At 69.7% G+C, this 19,566-nt stretch carries 19 protein-coding genes; 3 read left to right on the top strand and 16 right to left on the bottom strand.

The window, feature by feature from the left end:
- Positions 1-24 precede the first annotated feature (24 nt).
- Both ACF1AJ_RS05430 and ACF1AJ_RS05435 read left to right on the top strand, forming a co-directional pair.
- On the top strand, positions 25-2,859 hold the full coding sequence (locus ACF1AJ_RS05430; RefSeq protein ID WP_391506440.1) for a DivIVA domain-containing protein: 2,835 nt from the start codon (positions 25-27) through the stop codon (positions 2,857-2,859).
- A 13-nt stretch (positions 2,860-2,872) separates the two neighbouring features.
- On the top strand, positions 2,873-3,910 hold the full coding sequence (locus ACF1AJ_RS05435) for an AI-2E family transporter (protein WP_309858893.1): 1,038 nt from the start codon (positions 2,873-2,875) through the stop codon (positions 3,908-3,910).
- 12 nt (positions 3,911-3,922) lie between these two features.
- Here the strand turns inward: ACF1AJ_RS05435 and ACF1AJ_RS05440 are convergent, their stop codons facing one another.
- The 10 genes from ACF1AJ_RS05440 to ACF1AJ_RS05485 form a co-directional block, all read right to left on the bottom strand.
- Positions 3,923-4,687: an alpha/beta hydrolase gene (locus ACF1AJ_RS05440; RefSeq protein ID WP_391506441.1), complete on the bottom strand. Its 765-nt coding sequence runs from the start codon at positions 4,685-4,687 to the stop codon at positions 3,923-3,925.
- Complete coding sequence (locus tag ACF1AJ_RS05445; protein WP_309858888.1) at positions 4,684-4,983, bottom strand: hypothetical protein; 300 nt, start codon at positions 4,981-4,983, stop codon at positions 4,684-4,686. Before ACF1AJ_RS05445 ends, ACF1AJ_RS05440 begins: the two co-directional genes overlap by 4 nt.
- Positions 4,984-5,060: 77 nt before the next feature.
- Positions 5,061-5,768, bottom strand: coding sequence for a lytic transglycosylase domain-containing protein (locus tag ACF1AJ_RS05450; protein WP_391506442.1), 708 nt, complete (start codon positions 5,766-5,768; stop codon positions 5,061-5,063).
- A 54-nt stretch (positions 5,769-5,822) separates the two neighbouring features.
- The gene (locus tag ACF1AJ_RS05455) at positions 5,823-6,368 is read right to left on the bottom strand and encodes a DivIVA domain-containing protein (RefSeq protein ID WP_309858885.1); all 546 of its coding nucleotides are present in this window, start codon (positions 6,366-6,368) and stop codon (positions 5,823-5,825) included.
- Positions 6,369-6,380: 12 nt separating this feature from the next.
- The gene (locus ACF1AJ_RS05460) at positions 6,381-7,466 is read right to left on the bottom strand and encodes a phosphatidate cytidylyltransferase (protein ID WP_391506443.1); all 1,086 of its coding nucleotides are present in this window, start codon (positions 7,464-7,466) and stop codon (positions 6,381-6,383) included.
- Positions 7,467-7,469: 3 nt separating this feature from the next.
- Entirely contained in the window at positions 7,470-8,024 is a 555-nt protein-coding gene (gene frr, locus ACF1AJ_RS05465; RefSeq protein WP_018190706.1) for a ribosome recycling factor, read from the bottom strand.
- Between the two features lie 102 nt (positions 8,025-8,126).
- Positions 8,127-8,855 (bottom strand): UMP kinase, encoded by a 729-nt coding sequence (gene pyrH / locus ACF1AJ_RS05470; RefSeq protein ID WP_018190705.1) that lies wholly within the window; start codon positions 8,853-8,855, stop codon positions 8,127-8,129.
- 128 nt (positions 8,856-8,983) lie between these two features.
- Positions 8,984-9,814 (bottom strand): translation elongation factor Ts, encoded by an 831-nt coding sequence (tsf, locus tag ACF1AJ_RS05475; RefSeq protein WP_391506444.1) that lies wholly within the window; start codon positions 9,812-9,814, stop codon positions 8,984-8,986.
- A 48-nt stretch (positions 9,815-9,862) separates the two neighbouring features.
- On the bottom strand, positions 9,863-10,825 hold the full coding sequence (rpsB, locus tag ACF1AJ_RS05480; protein WP_391506445.1) for a 30S ribosomal protein S2: 963 nt from the start codon (positions 10,823-10,825) through the stop codon (positions 9,863-9,865).
- 228 nt (positions 10,826-11,053) lie between these two features.
- Positions 11,054-12,490, bottom strand: coding sequence for a sugar porter family MFS transporter (locus ACF1AJ_RS05485; protein WP_391507441.1), 1,437 nt, complete (start codon positions 12,488-12,490; stop codon positions 11,054-11,056).
- A 291-nt stretch (positions 12,491-12,781) separates the two neighbouring features.
- On the opposite strand from ACF1AJ_RS05485, the gene ACF1AJ_RS05490 reads away from it, so the two are divergent.
- On the top strand, positions 12,782-13,459 hold the full coding sequence (locus ACF1AJ_RS05490) for a murein hydrolase activator EnvC family protein (RefSeq protein WP_391506446.1): 678 nt from the start codon (positions 12,782-12,784) through the stop codon (positions 13,457-13,459).
- A gap of 168 nt (positions 13,460-13,627) precedes the next feature.
- Here the strand turns inward: ACF1AJ_RS05490 and ACF1AJ_RS05495 are convergent, their stop codons facing one another.
- From ACF1AJ_RS05495 to ACF1AJ_RS05520, 6 genes are all read right to left on the bottom strand, one after another.
- On the bottom strand, positions 13,628-14,746 hold the full coding sequence (locus ACF1AJ_RS05495) for a tyrosine-type recombinase/integrase (protein WP_391507442.1): 1,119 nt from the start codon (positions 14,744-14,746) through the stop codon (positions 13,628-13,630).
- 102 nt (positions 14,747-14,848) lie between these two features.
- A complete protein-coding gene (dprA, locus tag ACF1AJ_RS05500; RefSeq protein WP_391506447.1) occupies positions 14,849-16,384 on the bottom strand; it encodes a DNA-processing protein DprA in 1,536 nt (511 codons plus the stop codon).
- A gap of 23 nt (positions 16,385-16,407) precedes the next feature.
- Complete coding sequence (locus ACF1AJ_RS05505; protein WP_391506448.1) at positions 16,408-17,949, bottom strand: YifB family Mg chelatase-like AAA ATPase; 1,542 nt, start codon at positions 17,947-17,949, stop codon at positions 16,408-16,410.
- On the bottom strand, positions 17,949-18,305 hold the full coding sequence (locus tag ACF1AJ_RS05510; protein WP_018190697.1) for a YraN family protein: 357 nt from the start codon (positions 18,303-18,305) through the stop codon (positions 17,949-17,951). Before ACF1AJ_RS05510 ends, ACF1AJ_RS05505 begins: the two co-directional genes overlap by 1 nt.
- A 136-nt stretch (positions 18,306-18,441) precedes the next feature.
- On the bottom strand, positions 18,442-18,765 hold the full coding sequence (locus ACF1AJ_RS05515) for a DUF2469 family protein (protein WP_018190696.1): 324 nt from the start codon (positions 18,763-18,765) through the stop codon (positions 18,442-18,444).
- 85 nt (positions 18,766-18,850) lie between these two features.
- Positions 18,851-19,516, bottom strand: coding sequence for a ribonuclease HII (locus tag ACF1AJ_RS05520; RefSeq protein WP_391506450.1), 666 nt, complete (start codon positions 19,514-19,516; stop codon positions 18,851-18,853).
- Between the last annotated feature and the right edge of the window lie 50 nt (positions 19,517-19,566).

The following is a 19,566-nucleotide window of genomic DNA, read 5'->3' on the forward strand; positions in this document are numbered from 1 at the left end:
CGAATCCCCTCAGGAGTAACAACAGTGGCCACCGACGAATCCAACTTCACGCAGGTCTTCCGCGGCTACGACAAGGACGAGGTCGACAAGGCTCTGCAGGAGCTCCGGCGCGAGCTCATCAAGTCGAACACGCAGTCCGCGGAGTCGGCGAAGGAGATCAAGCGGCTGCAGGCGCGCATCGAAGACCTCAACGCGGAGATCGAGGAGGTCGGCAGCCCCACCTACTCGGGCCTCGGCACCAAGCTCGAGAACACGCTGCGCGTCGCGGAGGAGCAGTCCACCCGCCTCATCGCCCAGGCCGACATCGACGCCGAGAAGCTGCGCGCCGGCGTCGCCGCCGAGATCGAGAAGGTCAAGAAGGCAGCGGCGGCGCAGGCCGAGCGCATCCTGGCCGACGCCCAGGCCCGCGCAACGACGCTGCTGGAGGACGCGCAGATCGAGTCCGGCGAGCTGCTCGCCAAGACCCGCTCCGACAAGGAGACCCTGCTCAACGACGCCATGCGCGAGGCAGCGGCCATCCGCGGCGCCGTCGCGACGGAGGCCGCCGAGCTGCGCGCCACCAGCAAGCGCGAGGCGGCGGCCGTCCGTGCCGAGGCCGACCGGGAGGCGGCGGAGCTCAAGGCGGTCGCGTCCCGCGAGGCCGAGGCGGCGCGCGCGGAGGCGGCCGAACTCGACCGCACCATCGCCGCCCGGAAGGCGGAGCTCGAGAACGCCCTCGCCGACGACCGCGCCGCGTTCGAGCGCGAGGCCGCGCAGATCCGTCTCGACCTCGACAAGCGGGTGGCCGAGACCGCCGACCGGCTCGCGGCCGAGGAGGCCGAGACCCGCAACGCATTGGCCGCCGAGGCCGCCCAGGCGCGCGCCGACCTGGCCGCCGAGGTCGAGGAGCAGCGCTCCTTCCTCGCCGCGGAGGCCGCGCAGACCCGCGCCGACCTCGAGAACGAGGACAAGACGACGCGCCTCGCTCTGGCCACGGAGGTCGAGCAGACGAAGAAGGCGCTCGCAGCGGAGGTGGCTCAGACCCGGGCCGCCCTGGCGGCCGAGGCCGAGCAGACGCGTTCGGCCCTCGACGCCGAGGTGACCGCCGCCCGGAGCGCACTGAAGGAGGAGGTCGACCGCACGAAGGCCGAACTGGCCGACGAGGTCACCCGCACGCGTTCCGCCCTCACCGAAGAGGTCACGCGGACGAAGTCGGAGCTCGAGACCGAGGTCACCACCACCCGCTCGGCGCTCGAGAACGAGGTGACCTCCACTCGCGCCGCGCTCGAGAACGAGGTCACCACGACCCGATCCACCCTCGCAGAAGAGGTCGAGCGGACCACCAAGCAGCTCGCCGACGACACTCTCCAGACCCGCACCACCCTGGAGAAGGAGACGACGGAGACGCGGGCACGGCTGGAGGCAGACCGGACCGCGACAGCCGCCCAGCTGGCCGCCGACCGCGAGCAGACGGCGAGCGAACTGGCTGCCGAGGTCGACAGCACGCGCGCCCGCCTGGCCGCGGAGGCCGACCGTCAGCGCCGCGAGCTCGATGCCGAGGCCGCCGAACTGCGGGCGCAGCTTGCCTCCGAAGTGGATGCCGCACGCACCTCGCTCGCCGACGAGATCGCTCGCGAGCGGAGCTCCGTCGAGGCCGAGCTCACCGCCGAGCGCGCCCGCCTGGCCGCGGAGGTCCAGTCGACCACCTCCGCCCTCGCCGCCGAGGTCGAGCAGACGAAATCGGCCCTCGAGACCGAGGTCACCACGACCAAGGCCGCACTCGCCGCCGAGGTCGAGCAGACGAAATCGGCCCTCGAGACCGAGGTCACCGCCACGAAGTCCGCCCTGGCGGACGAGGTGGAGCGGACCAGGACCGAGCTCGCGGCAGAGGTCGACCAGACCACGAAGGCGCTCGCCGCTGAGGTCGAGCAGACGAAATCGGCCCTCGAGACCGAGGTCACCACCACGAAGGCCGCACTCGCCGCCGAGGTCGAGCAGACGAAGAAGGCCCTCGCCGCCGAGACCGAGCAGACGACGTCCGCGCTCGCGGCCGAGACCGAAGAGACACGCACCCGCCTCGCGGAGGACGTGCGCCGGACGACACGGGAGCTCGCCGACCAGCGTGAGGCGACCGCGAACGAGCTCGCCGACCAGCGCGAGCAGCAGCGGCTGGAGCTCGAGCGCGACGCGGAGCGCACCCGCGTCGCCCTTGCCGACGAGGCCCAGCAGACGAGGGTCGCCCTCGAGAAGGAGACCGCGGAAGCCCGCGCCGAGGTCGCCCGTGAGACCGCCGAGGCCCGCACGGCGCTCGAGGCGGAGATCGCTCAGCGCACGGCCGAGTTCGAGCAGGAGGCGGCGAACGCCCGCGCCGCACTCGACAACGAGCTGACGCAGCTGCGCACCTCCACCCTGGAGGAACTGGATGCGCGCACGCGCGAGATCGCGCAGGCCCGCATCGACCTGGACGTCGAGCTGAAGGCGCGCCGCGACGAGGCCGAGAAGGAGTACCTCACGCGGCACCAGGAGGCCGTCGCCCAGACGCAGAAATACCTCGACGAGGCGAACGTGCAGCTGGCGGACGCCGTCAAGCGCACCGCCCAGGCCCGTTCCGAAGCCGAAGCGTTCGAGGCGGAGGCCCGTCGCACCGTCACCGAGGCCAGGAAGAAGGCCGAGGAGACCGCCACGCAGGTCATCCAGGACGCCGAGGAGCGGGCGGCGGCTCTGCTCGAGGAGACGGAGGAGCGCACACAACGCCTCGTGGCGGACGCGGAAGAGCGCCTCGCCCAGATTAGGATTGAGCGCGAGGCTGTGGCCGGGTACTTCGAGAACCTGCGCGGCGTCCTTCAGCAGGCCGAAAGTGTGACTGCCGACCGCGACTGACCCAGGGGGACTTATGAAGATCCAGAACCCGTTCCGCCTCGGCCTCATCGGCGCCCTCGGAGTCGGGCTCGGGATCCTCATCCTCAGTGCGATCACCAGCCTCGCGACGATCATCACGTACATCGGCGCCGCGCTGTTCCTGGCGCTCGGCATCGAGCCGCTGATCTCGTTCCTCGAGCGCCGCAAATTCCCGCGCTGGCTGGCGCTGGTCGTCGCGCTCGTGGTCATCATCGGCGCCTTCATCGGCCTGATCTGGGCGATCGTCCCGGTCGCGATCAGCCAGGCCACCCAGCTCGTCCAGAACACCATCACCTGGGTGAACAACGGCGACGCCGAGAAGTGGTTCCTCAGCCTCCAGCATCAATTCCCCGGCATCGTCAACCAGCAGAACATCGACGCCGTCACCGAGTGGCTGCAGAAGAACCTGCCGGACATCACGTCGAAGGTGCTGCAGACCGGTGTCGGAATCGTGCAGGGCGTGTTCGGCGTCATCATCGTCGTCATCCTGACCATCTACTTCACGGCTTCGCTGCCCGCGATCAAACGCTCCGCGTACCAGCTCGTGCCTGCCTCCCGCCGGGCCCGGTTCGCCGACCTGGGCGACCAGATCACGGACTCCGTCGGCAAGTACGTCATGGGGCAGGTCCTGCTGGCCCTTGTCAACGGCATCCTGAGCGCGATCTTCCTGACGGTGATCGGCGCGAAGTTCCCCATCCTGCTCGCGTCGATCGCGTTCTTCTTCTCGTTGATCCCGCTGGTCGGAACGATCACCGGTTCCGTCATCATCGTCGCGGTCTGCTTCCTGTCCGGAACGCCGACCGCAATCGCCGCGGCGATCTACTACCTGATCTACATGCAGGTGGAGGCGTACGTGCTCAGCCCGCGCATCATGAACCGCGCGGTCTCAGTTCCCGGCGCCCTCGTCGTCGTCGCCGCCCTCGCCGGCGGCACGCTGCTCGGCATCCTCGGAGCGCTCGTCGCGATCCCGTTCGCGGCGGCCATCCTGCTGATCGTCAAGCAGGTCGTCATCCCGCGTCAGAACGAGCTCTGACGCAACGACCGCCTAGGATGCGGGCGGCGGCCATTCGGTCGGCAGCGGCAGAGCACCGGGGTTGATGCGCTGCACGATCTCGGTGAGAACGCGCCGGGTCTGGTTCTCCCCCACCCAGAGGTGCTTCCCGCCCACGACGTCCACCAGCTCGATCTGCGGCAGCGGACGGAACCGCTCGGCAGCCTCGGCCGGACGCAGGAAGTCGTCGAGCTCCGGGATGAGCGCCACGATCGGGCGATGGTCCCCCGACCACGCAGCGAGATGCTCCGGCTTCGCCCGATGCAACGGCGGAGACAGCAGGATGACCCCGTCGACGGGGAACTCGCGCCCGTACATGAGGGCGAGCTCCGTGCCGAACGACCAGCCGAGGAGCCAGGGATGCGGGAGCCCGCGCTCGGTGACGAACGCCATCGCCGCCTCGACGTCGAATCGCTCGCCGACACCGTGCTCGAAGCTGCCCTGGCTGCGACCGCGCGGCGAGGACGTGCCGCGCGTGTTGAACCGCAGCACGGCGACGTCGGCCAGGGCGGGCAACCGGGCGGCCGCCTTGCGGAGGATGTGCGAGTCCATGAAGCCGCCGGCCGTCGGGAGCGGATGGAGCGTCACGAGCGTGGCCACCGGCTCGCGGTCGACGGGGGTTGCCAGTTCGCCGACCAGCGTGAGGCCGTCGGCGGTGTGCAGCTCGATGTCCTCACGACGCGCGGGCAGTTCGACCCCGCCGCGGATCTCGACGGGCTCGCCGCTCGTGCTCTGCGCGGTCACGTTCTCGGTCGTCATGCGATCCTCCAGCAGGACTCGTGCCAGTGCCGTCTCGCGGCCAGGTCGGCCGCATCCCCCAGCACACCGTCGGCGCGCCACGCGACCAGGTGGGCGACGCCCGGCGCGATGTCGCGCCCGCAGCCCGGGCACCGGTAGCTCTTCTGTGCCTGCGCGGCCGAGACCGGCTGGACGTTCCACTCGACGCCACGGCGCACCTCGGTGCGTCGCCATCCGGAGAGCAGTCGCTCCAGGCCGTCCGGCTCGTCGTCCTTCCGGCCGCCCTGACGGCCTCGGGGACGGTTGGAACGCGGCATGGGACCAGTTTAGGCGCGGAGGTCGTGGGTGCTGGTCACGGTCGACCCCGGGTCAGGGTGCTCGGCGTGAGCCGGGATCAGTACCAGCCCTGGCTCTGCCACACGCCCCAGGCGCCGCACGGCGTGCCGTAGCGGCCGGCGATGTAGCCGAGGCCCCAGTTGATCTGCACCGACGCGTCGGTCTCCCAGCCCGGCCCCATCTTGCTGCCGGGGAGCGCCTGCGGGATGCCGTACGCGCCGCTCGGATTCGACGCGTTGACGCGCCAGCCGGATTCGTGGCTCCACAGGGTGTCGAGGCAGCCCCACTGATCGTCGCCCCAGCCGCGCGCCTGCATCATCTGGTAGCCGATGTCCTTGGCCGTGCCCGCACTCGGGATGGGCGCGGTCGGGGCCGACCCGCCGCCGGACGACGACTTCTTGGCCGACGGCGTCGGCGTCGGGGTCGGCGTCGGAGTGGGCTTCGGCTTCTCCTTGACCGTGACCGCGTCGCGCGTGATGGTCTGACCCGCCGCATCCGGAGCCGTCAGATTCTGCGTGGGAGCGCCGTCGTAGCGCTGAGTGGTGGGGATCTCCTGCAGCGATTCAGCGTAGGCCGGCGTGGTGGTCGTGCCCGAGAACGGATCGACCACGTTCACCAGCGCGAAACCCACGGCGGCGGTGAACGCGAACCCCAGAAGGGCCGCTCGCGACCGGATGTGCGGTCGCCGGGATCGCTTGAACGCGACGCCGACCGGGTTGGCCGGAGTCAGCGGCACGATCTCTGCTGCTGCTGCTCGTCTACCCACGATCACAGAACGATAACGGAGATCGGGCTCAGATCCAAGAATCGACGCCCGCACTCAGCGAACCGCCAGCATGACGTCCGTGACACTGTCGAGCAGGAGATCGACCTGGACCTCCCGGTATCCGCCGCGCTGCTCGCGGAACGTGACCGTCCGGACCTCCTCGACGCTCATCGGACGGCCGTCCTGGAAATACCGCACCAGCCGGTTCGCGAACCGGTCGACGTCGTTGCGGTTGTAGCCGAGCGTGAGGAAGCTGACGCGGTCGAACCGGTGCCCGAGCGGACGGTCGAGGCGGTTCAGCACGACCTGGGCGGTCGTGCGCGCCTCCTCGAACCACGAGGCGTCACCCTGCCGGCTGCGGACAGCCTCGCGCTCGCGGGCCGCGAACGCGTCCTCCAGGCGCTCCAGCGCCGCATCGACGTGCGTGGTCGAATAGCCGCCCTTGGCCATCGAGAACGCCGCGTGACGGATGTCGGCGGCCGTCAGCGAGGGCGCATCCTCGTCGGCGTCGTACGCCCGGCGTGCCAGCTTGAGGAACTCATCCACCTGTTCGACGTCATAGCCCGGCTTGGACTTCGGGCTGCGGGGGAAGGTGCTCACTCCCCCATTCTGTCATCGGAAGATGAGGAACAGGACGTAGGTGGCCGCCGCCGACGGCAGGATCGAGTCGAGCCGGTCGAGGAAACCGCCGTGACCGGGCAGCCACGAGCTCATGTCCTTGATGCCCAGATCGCGCTTGATGAGCGACTCGGCGAGGTCGCCCGCGGTGGCGGTCAGCAGCAGGACGACACCGAAGACGATGCCGAACCACCAGACCTCGCCCAGCATGAACACCGAGAGCAGAACACCCGCGATGACGGCCGCGGCGGCAGCGCCGGCGAAGCCCTCCCACGTCTTCTTCGGGCTGATGGTCGGCGCCATCGGGTGCTTGCCCCACGACAGACCGCTCACGTAGGCGCCGGTGTCGACCGAGACGACGAGGATGAGGAACGCGAGCACCCACCACTCGCCGCCCGGCTCCGCCAGGAGCAGGATGACGAAGCTGGCCAGCAGTGTCACGTACAACTGGGCGAAGACCGCCCACAGCAGGTCTCGGCCGAGTGCGCCTGCGCTGCGCCGGGAGGCGGGCACGACCAGCTCCTCCACCAGCCGCCAGACGACGACCAGCAGGATCCCGGCGGAGAGGGCGACGAGCATGCCCCCCGCGTGCAGGAAGAACGTCGCCGGGACGATGCCGACCGCGGCGATCACGGTCGGGATGCGCGGCACGCGGCGTCCCGCCCCGCGGAACGCCTGCGCCAGCTCGAAGCTGGCGAACCCGGCCATCGCCATCCCGAACACCAGGAAGAGCTCCTTGATGAAGATCAGGCTGACCAGGACGAGCGCGCCGACGGCGAGGCCGATCACGATCGCGAGGATCAGGTTGCGGCCCGTGCGCTCGGCGATCCGTTCGTTCGTGGCGTCGAGCTGCGCCTTGCGGGCCTGCACCTGACGCTCGAAGTCGGCGCGGGTGGCCTGCACCTGGGCGCGGAACTCCTCCCGCGAGCGTGCCTTGCCCTTGCGACCGTGCAGTTCGGGCGCGTCGGGAGGCAGCGGTGCTCCCGGCAGCGGTGCTCCCGGCGTCGGCGCTCCCGGCAGCGGCGCTCCCGGCGTCGGCGCCCCCTGCGTCGGCGCCCCGGGGCTGCTCTCGTCGGTCATCGGCTAGACCTCGAGGAGTTCGGCTTCCTTGCGCTTCAGGGCGTCGTCGACCGCGTCGACGTGGGTGCGCGTGATCGCCTCGAGCTCCTTCTCGGCGCGGGCCAGCTCGTCGTCGCCGACCTCGCCCTTCAGCGCATCCAGGTCGTCCTTCGACCGACGACGGATGTTGCGCAGCGCGACCTTGGCGTCCTCGCCCTTGCCTCGGACGATCTTGACGAACTCCTTGCGACGGTCCTCGGTGAGCTCGGGCAGGGTGACCCGGACGATCTCGCCGTCGTTGCCGACGTTGGCCGAGAGGTTGGGCATGTTGACGATGGCCTTCTCGATGTCCTTGAGCGCCGACTTGTCGTACGGCGTGACCAGCAGGACGCGGGCCTCGGGGTTCTGGAGGCCGGCCAACTGCGCGAGCGGCGTCGGCGACCCGTAGTAGTCGACCAGCACCTTCTGGAACAGTGCCGGGTTGGCCCGGCCCGCGCTCACGGTGCCGAAGTCCTCCCTCGCCGCGTCCACGGTCTTGCTCATGCGCTGACGGGCATCGGAAATCACATCCGCGATCACGGTTTCTCCTTCAGATCGGTGGGTCGGTGTCTAGTCTATTGCGCGGTCACGTCGCCGCCGGTGCCGGACCGGCGGCGACGCTCGAAGACCCGCCCGCGGCGTTCAGCCGAGGAGAGTGCCGATCTCGGCACCGAGAAGAGCGGCCGTGACGTTGCCGGCCGGCTCGATCCCGAAGATGCGCATCGGCATCCCGTTGTCCATGCAGAGGCTGAGGGCCGTCGAGTCGACCGCCTTCAGGTTCTGCTGCAGCGCCTCCTGGTGGCTGATCTGGTCGATCTTGCGCGCATCGGGGTTCGTGCGAGGGTCGTCGTCGTACATGCCGTCGACGCCGTTCTTGGCGACGAGCACGACGTCGGCGCTGATCTCGAGCGCGCGCTGCGCGGCGACCGTATCGGTCGAGAAGTACGGGAGCCCGGCGCCGGCGCCGAAGATCACCACCCGACCCTTCTCGAGGTGCCGCTCCGCCCGGCGCGGAATGTACGGCTCGGCGACCTGGGTCATCGAGATCGCCGACTGGACGCGCGTCTCCGCGCCCGCCTGCTCCAGGAAGTCCTGGAGTGCGAGCGAATTCATGACCGTCCCGAGCATGCCCATGTAGTCGGCACGGCCGCGGTCCATACCGCGCTGCGAGAGCTCGGCTCCGCGGAAGAAGTTGCCTCCGCCGACGACGATGGCGATCTCCACGTCCTGTGCGGCCTGCGCGATCTCACGCGCGATGCTGCTGACGATATCCGGGTTGACGCCCAGCTGTCCGCCGCCGAACGCTTCGCCGGAGAGTTTGAGAAGGACCCTGCGTCGCTGTGAAGGATGTCTCTGGGTGGCTGCCGACATGCGTGAATAGCGTCCTTCCGTGCGTGGTTCTGGTTAAAGCTAGTGGGTGCTCGCGGGAGAGGGACATCCTCCCGCGCACAGAAAAGGAGTCCGGATCGTGTTCACGATCCGGACTCCTTCATGACCTGTTACGCGCCGACCTTGAACCGGGCGAAACCGGTGATGGTCAGGCCCGCATCCTTCACCACCTGGGTGATGGTCAGCTTGTTGTCGCGGGCGTACTCCTGCTCGAGCAGGGCGACCTGCTTGAAGTAAGCGCCGAGGCGACCCTCGATGATCTTCGGGAGCGCGGCCTCCGGCTTGCCCTCGTTGCGCGAGATCTCCTCGACGATACGACGCTCGTTCTCGACCTCTTCGGCCGGGACGTCCTCGCGGTTGAGGTAGGTCGGGTTCGCGAACGAGATGTGCTGCGCGATGCTGCGAGCGGTCTCCGCGTCGTCACCGGTGTAACCGAGGACGACACCGACCTGCGGCGGCAGGTCCTTGGAGGTCTTGTGCAGGTAGATCGCGAAGTGCTCGCCGTTCACGACGGCGATGCGGCGGAGCTCCACCTTCTCGCCGAGGATGGCGGCCTCGTCACCGATGAGCTCGGCGACGGTCTGGCTGCCGGCGGGGGCTGCGAGGGCCTCCTCCACAGTAGTGGCGCCGGCGGCCGCGGCCGCGTCGAGAACCTTCTCGGACAGGGCGATGAACTTGTCGCCCTTCGCCACGAAGTCGGTCTCGCACGCGAGCTCGATCATGGTGGCGGTGCCGTTGCCGTTCTCCTTGGCGACGACGAGGCCCTCGCTGGTGGAGCGGTCGGCACGCTTCGCGTTGCCCTTCGCGCCCTTCAGGCGCAGGATCTCGGTGGCCTTCTCGATGTCGCCACCGGCCTCCTCGAGGGCCTTCTTGGTGTCGACCATGCCGGTGCCGAGCTGCTCACGGAGAGCCTTGATGTCGGCGATGCTGATGTTTGCCATGTTCTGACTGGAACCTTCTTTTTCTCGAAGACTTCTGGTTGACGCGGGTTACTTGGACTCGGCGTCCGCGGGTGCGTCGGTCTCGACGGTCGACTCGGCCTCGGCGGCGTCGGCCTCGGCGGCCACGACGGCGTCAGCCTCGACGGCGTCCGCCTCGCCCTCGGCGATGACCTCGGCGGAGTCGGCCTTGGCGGCCGCCAGGTCCGCGTCAGCGGCCTTGGTGGTCTCGGCGCTCGACTGCACCTCTTCGGAGGACTGCTGCAGGAGCTCCTGCTCCCACTCGGCGAGCGGCTCGGCCGGCTCGGCGCCCTCCTCGGGCTTCTGGTGACGCTGGATGAGGCCCTCGGCCGCGGCGTCGGCGACGATGCGGGTCAGCAGGGTGACGGAGCGGATGGCGTCGTCGTTGCCCGGGATCGGGTACTGGACCTCGTCCGGGTCGCAGTTCGTGTCGAGGATGCCGATGACCGGGATGCCCAGCTTCTTGGCCTCGTCGATCGCGAGGTGCTCCTTCTTGGTGTCGACCACCCAGAGCGCGCTCGGCGTCTTGCTGAGGTTGCGGATGCCGCCCAGCGACTTGTGGAGCTTGTCCAGCTCGCGCTTCTTGATCAGCAGCTCCTTCTTGGTGAAGCCGCTGGTGGTGCCCTCGAAGTCGAGCTCCTCGAGCTCCTTCATGCGGGCGAGGCGCTTGGACACGGTCGAGAAGTTGGTCAGCAGACCGCCCAGCCAGCGCTGGTTCACGTACGGCTGGCCGACGCGGGTCGCCTGCTCGGCGATCGCCTGCTGGGCCTGCTTCTTGGTGCCGACGAAGAGGATGGTGCCGCCGTGGGCGACGGTCTCGCGGACGAAATCGTACGTCTTGTCGATGTACGCGAGGGACTGCTGCAGGTCGATGATGTAGCTGCCCGAGCGCTCGGTGAGGATGAAGCGCTTCATCTTCGGGTTCCAGCGACGGGTCTGGTGTCCGAAGTGGACGCCGCTGTCGAGCAGCTGGCGCATGGTGACGACGGCCATTGCCGTTTCTCCTTTGGTTGCGGTTGTCTGCGACGGCCGGCGGCCGCCACTCCTGGTGCCCCGCGCGCATCCGCATCCCACCGCCCGCACGGCGAGGCCGTCGAGTGGAGTGGGAGACCGGTGGATGCGCGCCCCGCCCGGTGAAAGGCGCCTCTCGCGAGGATCTACGGGCACGCGTAGTCACTCCGACGAGCGGAGTGCTTCAGACATCCTAGCAGGAAGCGGGGGTCAGGCGGAGTCTCCGCTGGAGCGCACCTGGACGCCCCGGCGCTTGCCCCCGGCTTCGCGGAAGAGGGTCTCGGCGTGCTCCAGTGCCATCCCGTTCGTCTCGGGGATCTTGAAGAAGACGAAGAAGAACGAGAGGGCTGCGAAGATCGCGTACATGCCGTACGTGAAGGGCAGCGAGAAGTCTGCCATGGGCGGGAAGGACACCGTCACCAGGAAGTTGGCGATCCACTGCGCGGCTGCAGCGACGCCGAGCGCCTTCCCGCGGATCTTGGTCGGGAAGATCTCGCCGAGCAGCACCCAGACCAGCGGGCCCCACGACGCGCCGAAGCAGATGACGAAGATGTTCGCGGCGATCAGCGCGATCGGGCCCCACGGGTTCGGGAGCGAGACGGCGCCGTCGACCTTGACCGCGAAGGCGAAGGAGAGCGCCATGACACCCAGCGACAGGGCCATGCCGACCGAGCCGGTCAGCAGGATGGGGCGGCGGCCGACGCGGTCGACGAGCACGATGGCGATGATCGTCACGACGACGTTCGTGACCGACGTGATGACAGTGATGAGCAGCGAGTTGCTCTCGGTGAAGCCGACCGCCTTCCACAGCGTCGTCGAGTAGTAGAAGATCACGTTGATGCCGACGAACTGCTGGAAGACGGACAGGATGATGCCGATCCAGACGATCGGCTTGAGGCCTAACCGGTTGCCGGCGAGAGTGGCCTTCGCGCCTTCCTTGTCCTCTTGGATCGCTCGCTCGATGTCGCCGATCTGACGGTCGATGTCCTCTTCGGGCACGAGCGTGGTGAAGATCTCCCGTGCCTCGTCATGGCGGCCGTTGGCGAGCAGGAAGCGGGGCGACTCGGGCAGCGTCAGGGCGAGGATGCCGTAGACGACGGACGGGATCACGCCGACCAGGAACATCCAGCGCCATGCCTCGAGACCGAACCAGAGCTGCTGAGAGGCGGACCCGGCCACGCCGGCCAGGAGGGCATCGGAGAGCAGCGCCACGAAGATACCGATGGTGATGGCCAGCTGCTGCAGAGAGGCGAGGCGTCCGCGGGACTGCCGGGGCGAGATCTCGGCGATGTAGGCGGGCGCGACGACGGACGCGATACCGATGCCGAGACCGCCGATGACCCGCCAGAACCCGAGGTCCCAGGCGGAGAACGCGAGGCCGGCCCCGATAGAGCTGGCGAGGAAGAGGACGGCGCCGAGCAGCATCACTTTGAGGCGCCCCCAGCGGTCGGCGAGGCGACCGGCGATGAAGGCGCCGACCGCGCAGCCGAGCAGGGCGATGGCGACGATGAACCCGGTGACGAAGGCGTTCAGCGCGAAGCTCTTCTGGATGGAGTCGACGGCGCCGTTGATGACCGACGAGTCGAAACCGAACAGGAACCCGCCGACCGCCGCTGCGATCGCCAGTCCGGTGACTTTCCTCCGCATCGCCGCCGTGGGCCGTGGTGCGTTCTCGTCGCTCGTGGCGGCTGCGTTCCTGCTCTCTTCAGTCATGTCATCCCTTTTTCGGTTGTGTCGCCCACCGTTCGCGGCTCCCGGTCGGGGGGCGGCGAGGGCGAAACTCACGGTACGCCGCGAATGCGCCGGGGAGAACCGTCGGCCATGGGCGTGTCCACAGACGGGTTGCGTGCCGAGTTGTCCACCGCTTCTGAGCGCGGGTGGGCGCCCGGTGGCGGCGAGGCGGAGGGTAGTGGAAGGACGCGACGAAAGGCGGAACGGATGCGATTGCGTGAGCGGGTGGTCCGCGCGTGGGCACGGCTGCGGCCGGAGCTCCGGCGCCGGCGAGCGGTGTGGCGTGCCCTGGCCGGGTTGGGGCCGCTGGTGACCGCCTTACCCGTCGGTTCGGCTGCTGCGGCCCCCGCCGCTGCGGTTGTCGCTCCCTCGCCGGCATCGCGCCCGCAGGCCGTCGACGTCGGCGTCGACGCCGACGCCGACGCCGACGCCGACGAGACCGAGCGTGACCGGCCATCGGCCGCGGACCAGGGTGCGCGCTGGATGTGGCCGGTCGCAGCTCCTGCCGTCAGCGCGCCCTATGCGGCACCTCCGACGCGGTACGCCGCGGGGCACCGCGGCATCGACGTGACGGCGGTGTCGGGGACGCCGGTCGTCGCACCGGAGACCGCGACAGTGCGCTTCGCGGGAATGGTCGTGGACCGCCCGGTGGTGACGCTCGACCACGGGGGCGGAGTGCTGTCGAGCGTCGAACCGGTGTCGTCGGTCCTCCCGGTGGGCTCGGCCGTCGCCCGTGGGGCGGTCATCGGGGTCGTGGCGTCGGGCGGGCATTGCGGCACGGCGTGCATCCACGTGGGTGTCCGCGTGGACGGAGAGTACGTGTCGCCGATGCTGTTCTTCGGGCGGGTGCCGCCCGCCATCCTTCTGCCGCTCGGCCGCGGGTGAGCCACCGCTGGTCGCGGGTGCGGCACCCTCAGGCGGGACGGTCCAAGCGCGGTGGTCCCAGCCCCGTGGCTCGGGCACGATGGCTCGGGCACGATGGCTCGGGCACGTTGGCTCAGGCGCGTTGGCTCAGGCGCGATGGCTCAGAACCGGTGGCTTAGGCAGCGTGGCTCACGCACGCGGGTGGGCGATGCGGTAGGCCTCTTTCAGCCGTTCTGTCGAGACGTGGGTGTAGATCTGGGTGGTCCCGAGGCTGGCGTGGCCGAGCAGTTCCTGCACGGCCCGCAGGTCTGCCCCGCCGTCGAGCAGGTGCGTCGCGGCCGTGTGACGGAGGGCGTGGGGCCCGGAAGGCCCTCGCCCTGGCACATCGGCGAGCAGCCCCGCGACCAGCTCGTAGACGGCGCGGCTGCCCAGACGCGCGCCCCGCGCACCGAGGAACAGCGCCGGTCCCGACCCGGCGCCTGCGAGCCGCGGACGTCCGCCCGAGAGCCAGGCACGGATGGCGCGCAGCGCCGGCACCCCGAACGGCACCACCCGTTCCTTGGATCCCTTGCCGACCACGCGGACAGTGAGACGGTCGAGGTCGACATCGTCGATGTCGAGCCCGGTGAGCTCCGACACTCGGATGCCGGCCGCGTACAGCAGCTCGATCACCGCCACATCGCGGAGCGACCCGGGGTCGCCGTCCGCCGCCCGCGCGGCGAGCCCCTCGAGGATTTCGTCCATCTGCTCCCGCGTGATCACTCTCGGAAGCGTCTTGTCCGCCTTCGGCGACCGCAGCCGCGCGGCCGGGTCTACGACCGCATGTCCGGCGGCGGTCCCAGCCGCTTCCGGATCCAGGGCCGCGCGACCTGGAGCCGACGCTGCCGGGTCCACAGCCGCGTGATCCCGAGCCGTCCCTGCGGGCTCGCTGCTTGCCGCGGACGGACCCCCGATCCCGTCGCCTGCCCCGGCAGAACTATCCGGTGCAACGCGTCCACCGAGCGCCCCACCGGTCGAGCCGGCCTTTCCGGGCGTTTCGGCTTGTCGGGTCACCCAGGCACTGAAGCCGCGGACCGACGCCGCCCGCCTCGCGAGCGTCGACTTCGCGAGACCCCGCTTCGACCCCTCCCAGAGCCAGTCGCGGTAGAGGTCGAGCGTCAAGCCTTCCGGGGACCAGACCCCCCGCTCCGCCGCAAAGGCGGCGAGCGCCCCCAGGTCCGACCGGTAGGCGCGGATCGTCTGCGGCGAGTACCCGCGCTCCACCCGCAGGTGCCGCTCGTACTGCTCGATGGCCGCATCCAGAATCACCTCCTCAGCTTGACGCCGGACGCTCTCCGCCGACGGCAGCGACGCGCCCTCTGCGAGACGACGTCCGCCGAAGCCCGGCACCACTGCGCCCATCGGCGCGCTTCACGCGTGCCTCCGTTCGCTGAGTGTCCAGCCTCCACCGCTTTCCCTGGCGCGTCCCGCGAGATCGAGCCGGCCGAGGATCGCGGCGACCGTCGTGAACGGCAGAGCCGACCGCGCCGCGATCTCGTCCGCGCTGGCACCGCGTGCCGATGACAGTGCGGACAGGACCGCCCCCTCCGCATCTCCGCCGTCAGACGACACCATCGCGGCGTCGGCCGCAGCCGCCCCTGGCTCGTCCGTCGGGCCGGTTCCCAGCGGGTCTGCGAGCTCCGCCATCTCTTCGGCCGACGTGACGCAGATGGCCGCATACTCCCGGATGAGACGGTGACACCCTGCCGACGCCGGCGAGAGGATGCTCCCGGGAACCGCCCCGAGCGGTCGCCCGAGCTGGGCAGCGTGGCCCGCGGTGTTGAGGGAGCCGGACCGTCGCCCCGCCTCTATCACGACCGTCGCGCTCGCCGCAGCGGCGATCAGACGATTGCGCATCAGGAACCGCCACCGGGTCGGCGCGTTGCCCGGAGGAAGTTCGGCGGCGAGTACACCCTCCCGGGCGACGCGACGCAGCAGGTCATTGTTCCCTGCCGGGTAGAGACGGTCGACCCCTCCGGCGAGAAAGGCGACGGTCAGCCCACCGCTCGCCAGCGTCGCTCGGTGGGCCGCCGCGTCGATTCCGTACGCACCTCCGGACACGACGGCGAAGCCGCGTCCGGCCAGTCCGGCGGCGGCTTCCATCGCCACGTGTTCCCCGTAGTCGGTCGAGGCGCGGGCGCCCACGAGAGCCACCGAACGAGTCAGCAGCGCCAGTCGCTGAGGATCGCCACGGATCCACAGCGCAAGCGGCTCTCCGTCCTCGAGCGACGCGAAGCCCTCCGGCCACAGTTCCGTGTCGGGGGTCACCAGGACCGCGCCGAGCCGTGCCGCCCGCTCGAGAGCCCGGCATGACTCCTCCAGGGAGAGCCGCGACCTCCAACGTCCGAGGCACTCGGCGACCCGCCGGACCCCCCGTGCGTCGACGGGTGGGCGCTCCGGCGGGAAGCTCTCGATCGTCAAAGCAGCGGTGCCCGCGGTTGCCCGACCCTCGTCTGTCTCGAACCGGTGCCCGAACTGCTCGCCCGCTCGTCCCGCCGACCGCATCGACTCCTCCACGGAAGGCCGCCTGAGGGCATCGGCGTGGCGCGCGAGGCGCAGCACCTCCTCCGCTTCGTGGCCTTCCACGATGGCTCGGAGCAGCCCGACCGCGCCCAACGCACCCACCAGGCGCCCAGCTTCCAGGTCTCCGGGTTCGATTGCCGTCGTCAATGCGGCTCGCGCGAACCGTTCGGCGTTCAGCTGGGACGTCCCTGCTCCGCGATCCAGCGAACCGCCCGAGACCCCTGCCACCAGGTGCCTCACCTCGCTGTCGGACAGGCCCGGGATGACCGATGCGGGGCGGTGTCCGTTGCCGGGCGCCGACGGCACATCGGTGCGTGCCGCGTCGGTCAGCGGTCCCCCGGCAACTCCCCCGTCCCTTCCGGCATCCCCGGTATGCTGCGCCACCGCACACCCTTCGCACTGGGCGCTCATGCGCTGATCCCGCGCCGGAGAAACAGCGCCCGGCCGACGTGGTCGACGTCCGGCGACCCAGCGCCGTCGAGGTCGGCGAGGGTCCACGCGAGGCGCAGTGTTCGGTCGTAGCCGCGCATCGTGATGCCGCCGCGCTCCAGCGCCCGATCCAGTGGCGCGATCGCAGATGCACCGAGCCGGCGCTCGCCCGATCGCAGCCAGCTGCCGGCCACGTCGGCGTTGCGCACCCAGCCTGTTCCGCGCAGCCGCTCGACCGCACTGGCCCGAGCCGTCTCGACGCGCGCTCGGAGCTCGCTGCTGGTCCAACCGGGCGGATGGACGTCGGACGCCGCATGAAGGGCCGCCAGCCCCAATCGCCGCACGGTGAGACGGATGTCCACACGATCCATCAGCGGCCCGGACATCCGAGCGAGGTAGCGTCTGCGTGCCATCGGCGAGCACGTGCACTCCGCTTCCGCCGAACCATAGTGCCCGCACGGACACGGGTTCGAGGCGAGCACGAGCTGGAACCGCGCCGGAAACGACGCCGCACCGCTCGCGCGATGGATGGTGATGCTCCCGTTTTCGAGTGGCTGCCGGAGCGCGTCGAGCACGGATGGCGGGAACTCCGCCGCCTCGTCCAGGAACAGCACACCGTGAGTGGCCCGGACGATCGCGCCGGGGGTGATGCGTCCGCTGCCGCCGCCGACGAGCGAGACGGCCGATGCCGTATGGTGCGGCGCTTTGAACGGCGGCCTCCGCACAAGCTCGGCTCCGACGCCCAGACCGGTGAGCGAACGGATGCATGTGGCCTCCAACGCCTCGGCACCGTCGAGGTCGGGCAGCAATGACGGCAGGCGCCGGGCGAGCATGGTCTTGCCCGCACCCGGCGGTCCGACCATGGCCAGATGATGGCCGCCCGCTGCAGCGGCGACCAGAGCCTCGACCGCTTCGCCGTTGCCCGAGACCTCGGACATATCCGGCTCCGGTGCTGCGCGGTGCTCGGACACTGCTGGGAGGACCGGATCCTCGTCCGCCGGGTCGAGCTCGGCGCCGTGCACGATCGCCGCGGCGCGCAGCCCCGTCACTCCTGTCACTTCGATGCCCTCGACCAGGCACGCCTCGTCGAGGTTGCCTGCGGGGACGAGCACCCGATCGAACCCGGCTTCGCGAGCCGCCAGGACCGCGGGCAGCACTCCCGCCACCGGACGCAGCCGCCCGTCCAGCCCGAGTTCGCCCAGATGGACGGCACGCGCCGCGGAGGCCGGGGGTACAACTCCCGCCGCCGACAGCGCCGCGATCGCGATGGCGAGATCGAAACCGGACCCCTGCTTCGGCAGCGCGGCCGGCGACAGGTTGACCGTGAGCTTCTTCTGCGACAGGGAGCAGCCCGCGTTGACGGCGGCGGCCCCGACCCGTTTGCGCGACTCCCCCAGCGCCGTGTCGGGCAGCCCGATGAGGACGAAAGCCGGGAGACCGGCCGAGATATCCGCCTCCACCTCGACGACGTGGCCGCGCAAACCGTCGAGGGCGATGGCGAACGTGCGTGCCAGCGCCATCAGGCGATCCCGGTCAGGTGCTCGACGACCGGTCGGTCGCTCCACGCGTCGGTGACGGCGACCGCGTCGATTCGCACCGCGACGGCCCCGGGCTCCCGTTCACGGCACCACGCGGCGGCGAGACGCCGCAAGCGAGCAGCTTTCCGCGATGTGATCGCTTCGAACGGGTGCCCGAACGTCAGCGACGACCGCGTCTTCACCTCCGCGAACACCATCGTGGTGCCGCGCCGCAGTACCAGGTCGAGCTCCCCCGACGGGCACCGCCAGTTGCGGTCGATGAGGGTGTACCCGTTCTCCTGCAGCCACTCGGCAGCGACCTGCTCGCCGCGACGGCCCAATTCGTCTTTCTCAGCCATGTCAACCTCCGCATCCAGCCTCGGCTGGTGGGCCGATCGGCGGAGCGGAGAGGACGGATCTGTGGAAAGACCGCGAGGAATGGAGCCTGTGAACAGGTCGAGCGTGAACGCTCAGCCGCTCACGAAAGCACGACGTTCACTCGTCGAGCGCAAGCTCCTTGGGCAGCTCGAACTCCTTGGAGGAGAGCTCCTCGATGTTGACATCCTTGAATGTCAGAACGCGCACAGACTTGACGAAGCGGTCGGCCCGGTACACATCCCACACCCAGACGTCGTTCATCGTCAGCTCGAAGTAGAAGTCGTGCTCCGTATCGCGGCGCACGAACTCCACCTCGTTCGCCAGATAGAAACGGCGTTCCGTCTCGATCACATACTTGAACTGCGAGACGACGTCCCGGTACTCGCGATACAAAGCCAACTCGACCTCGCGGTCGTAGTCGTCGAACTCGTCTTCATCCATCGTCCGTCAAGTCTATGCCGCTCGGCCGACTCGCGCGTCGGTGGCGGTCACGCTGTGGATGAACCGACGAAACCAACGACCCCGCTCACTCCGGGATGTCGATCAGCGCGGGCTGCTTCAGCCACGTCATCCGGTGCAGAGCACTCGGGCCCAACTCTGCGATCGCGGCGAAGTGCTCCGGGGTCGAGTACCCCTTGTTGCTCGCCCAGCCGTAGCCCGGATACTCCGAGTCGTGCGCGATCATCATCCGGTCACGATGCACCTTGGCGATGACGGATGCTGCGGCGACGGACGCGCAGTCCCGGTCGGCCTTGATGCGAGTGACCACCTTTGCGGGCCGCATGAGCGCGGGGTTCAGGTAGTCGTAGTTGCCGTCGAGGATGAGGGTGCTGTCATGCACGACGGCGCCCTGTTCCTCCAGATGCGCAAGGGCTCGCGCCCCCGCGAGTCCCAGGCAGCGCATGATCCCGAGCGAGTCGACCTCTTCTGCTGTCGCCAGACCGACCGCGTGATGCATGGCCCACTTGCGGCACAGCGGCTCGAGCGATTCCCGCACGGGTTCCGGCAGCAGCTTGGAGTCGCGCAGTCCCGGCGGGATGCGCTTCACCGCCGTATCGATGACGACCATCCCGACCGCGACAGGGCCGGCGAGCGCTCCGCGACCGACCTCGTCGACGGCGACGATGGAGGTCACTCCCTCGCGATAGAGGGCCTTCTCGAATCGCAGAGACGGCGACACCGGGGTCATCATGCGTTCCTCGTCCTCCGCCCTCTCGATCTGCGGGAAGCCTCGCATCCATT

This window comes from Leifsonia sp. NPDC014704, assembly GCF_043083605.1.
Classification (GTDB): domain Bacteria; phylum Actinomycetota; class Actinomycetes; order Actinomycetales; family Microbacteriaceae; genus Leifsonia.

Bases quoted from the DNA above. Each gene is read 5' to 3' on its own strand.
- ACF1AJ_RS05435 (WP_309858893.1), top strand. From the start codon at position 2,873: ATGAAGATCCAGAACCCGTTCCGCCTCGGCCTCATCGGCGCCCTCGGA.
- ACF1AJ_RS05440 (WP_391506441.1), bottom strand. From the start codon at position 4,687: ATGACGACCGAGAACGTGACCGCGCAGAGCACGAGCGGCGAGCCCGTC.
- ACF1AJ_RS05445 (WP_309858888.1), bottom strand. From the start codon at position 4,983: ATGCCGCGTTCCAACCGTCCCCGAGGCCGTCAGGGCGGCCGGAAGGAC.
- ACF1AJ_RS05460 (WP_391506443.1), bottom strand. From the start codon at position 7,466: ATGACCGACGAGAGCAGCCCCGGGGCGCCGACGCAGGGGGCGCCGACG.
- pyrH (WP_018190705.1), bottom strand. From the start codon at position 8,855: ATGTCGGCAGCCACCCAGAGACATCCTTCACAGCGACGCAGGGTCCTT.
- tsf (WP_391506444.1), bottom strand. From the start codon at position 9,814: ATGGCAAACATCAGCATCGCCGACATCAAGGCTCTCCGTGAGCAGCTC.
- rpsB (WP_391506445.1), bottom strand. From the start codon at position 10,825: ATGGCCGTCGTCACCATGCGCCAGCTGCTCGACAGCGGCGTCCACTTC.
- ACF1AJ_RS05485 (WP_391507441.1), bottom strand. From the start codon at position 12,490: ATGCGGAGGAAAGTCACCGGACTGGCGATCGCAGCGGCGGTCGGCGGG.
- ACF1AJ_RS05490 (WP_391506446.1), top strand. From the start codon at position 12,782: ATGCGATTGCGTGAGCGGGTGGTCCGCGCGTGGGCACGGCTGCGGCCG.
- ACF1AJ_RS05505 (WP_391506448.1), bottom strand. From the start codon at position 17,949: ATGGCGCTGGCACGCACGTTCGCCATCGCCCTCGACGGTTTGCGCGGC.
- ACF1AJ_RS05510 (WP_018190697.1), bottom strand. From the start codon at position 18,305: ATGGCTGAGAAAGACGAATTGGGCCGTCGCGGCGAGCAGGTCGCTGCC.
- ACF1AJ_RS05515 (WP_018190696.1), bottom strand. From the start codon at position 18,765: ATGGATGAAGACGAGTTCGACGACTACGACCGCGAGGTCGAGTTGGCT.
- ACF1AJ_RS05520 (WP_391506450.1), bottom strand. From the start codon at position 19,516: ATGATGACCCCGGTGTCGCCGTCTCTGCGATTCGAGAAGGCCCTCTAT.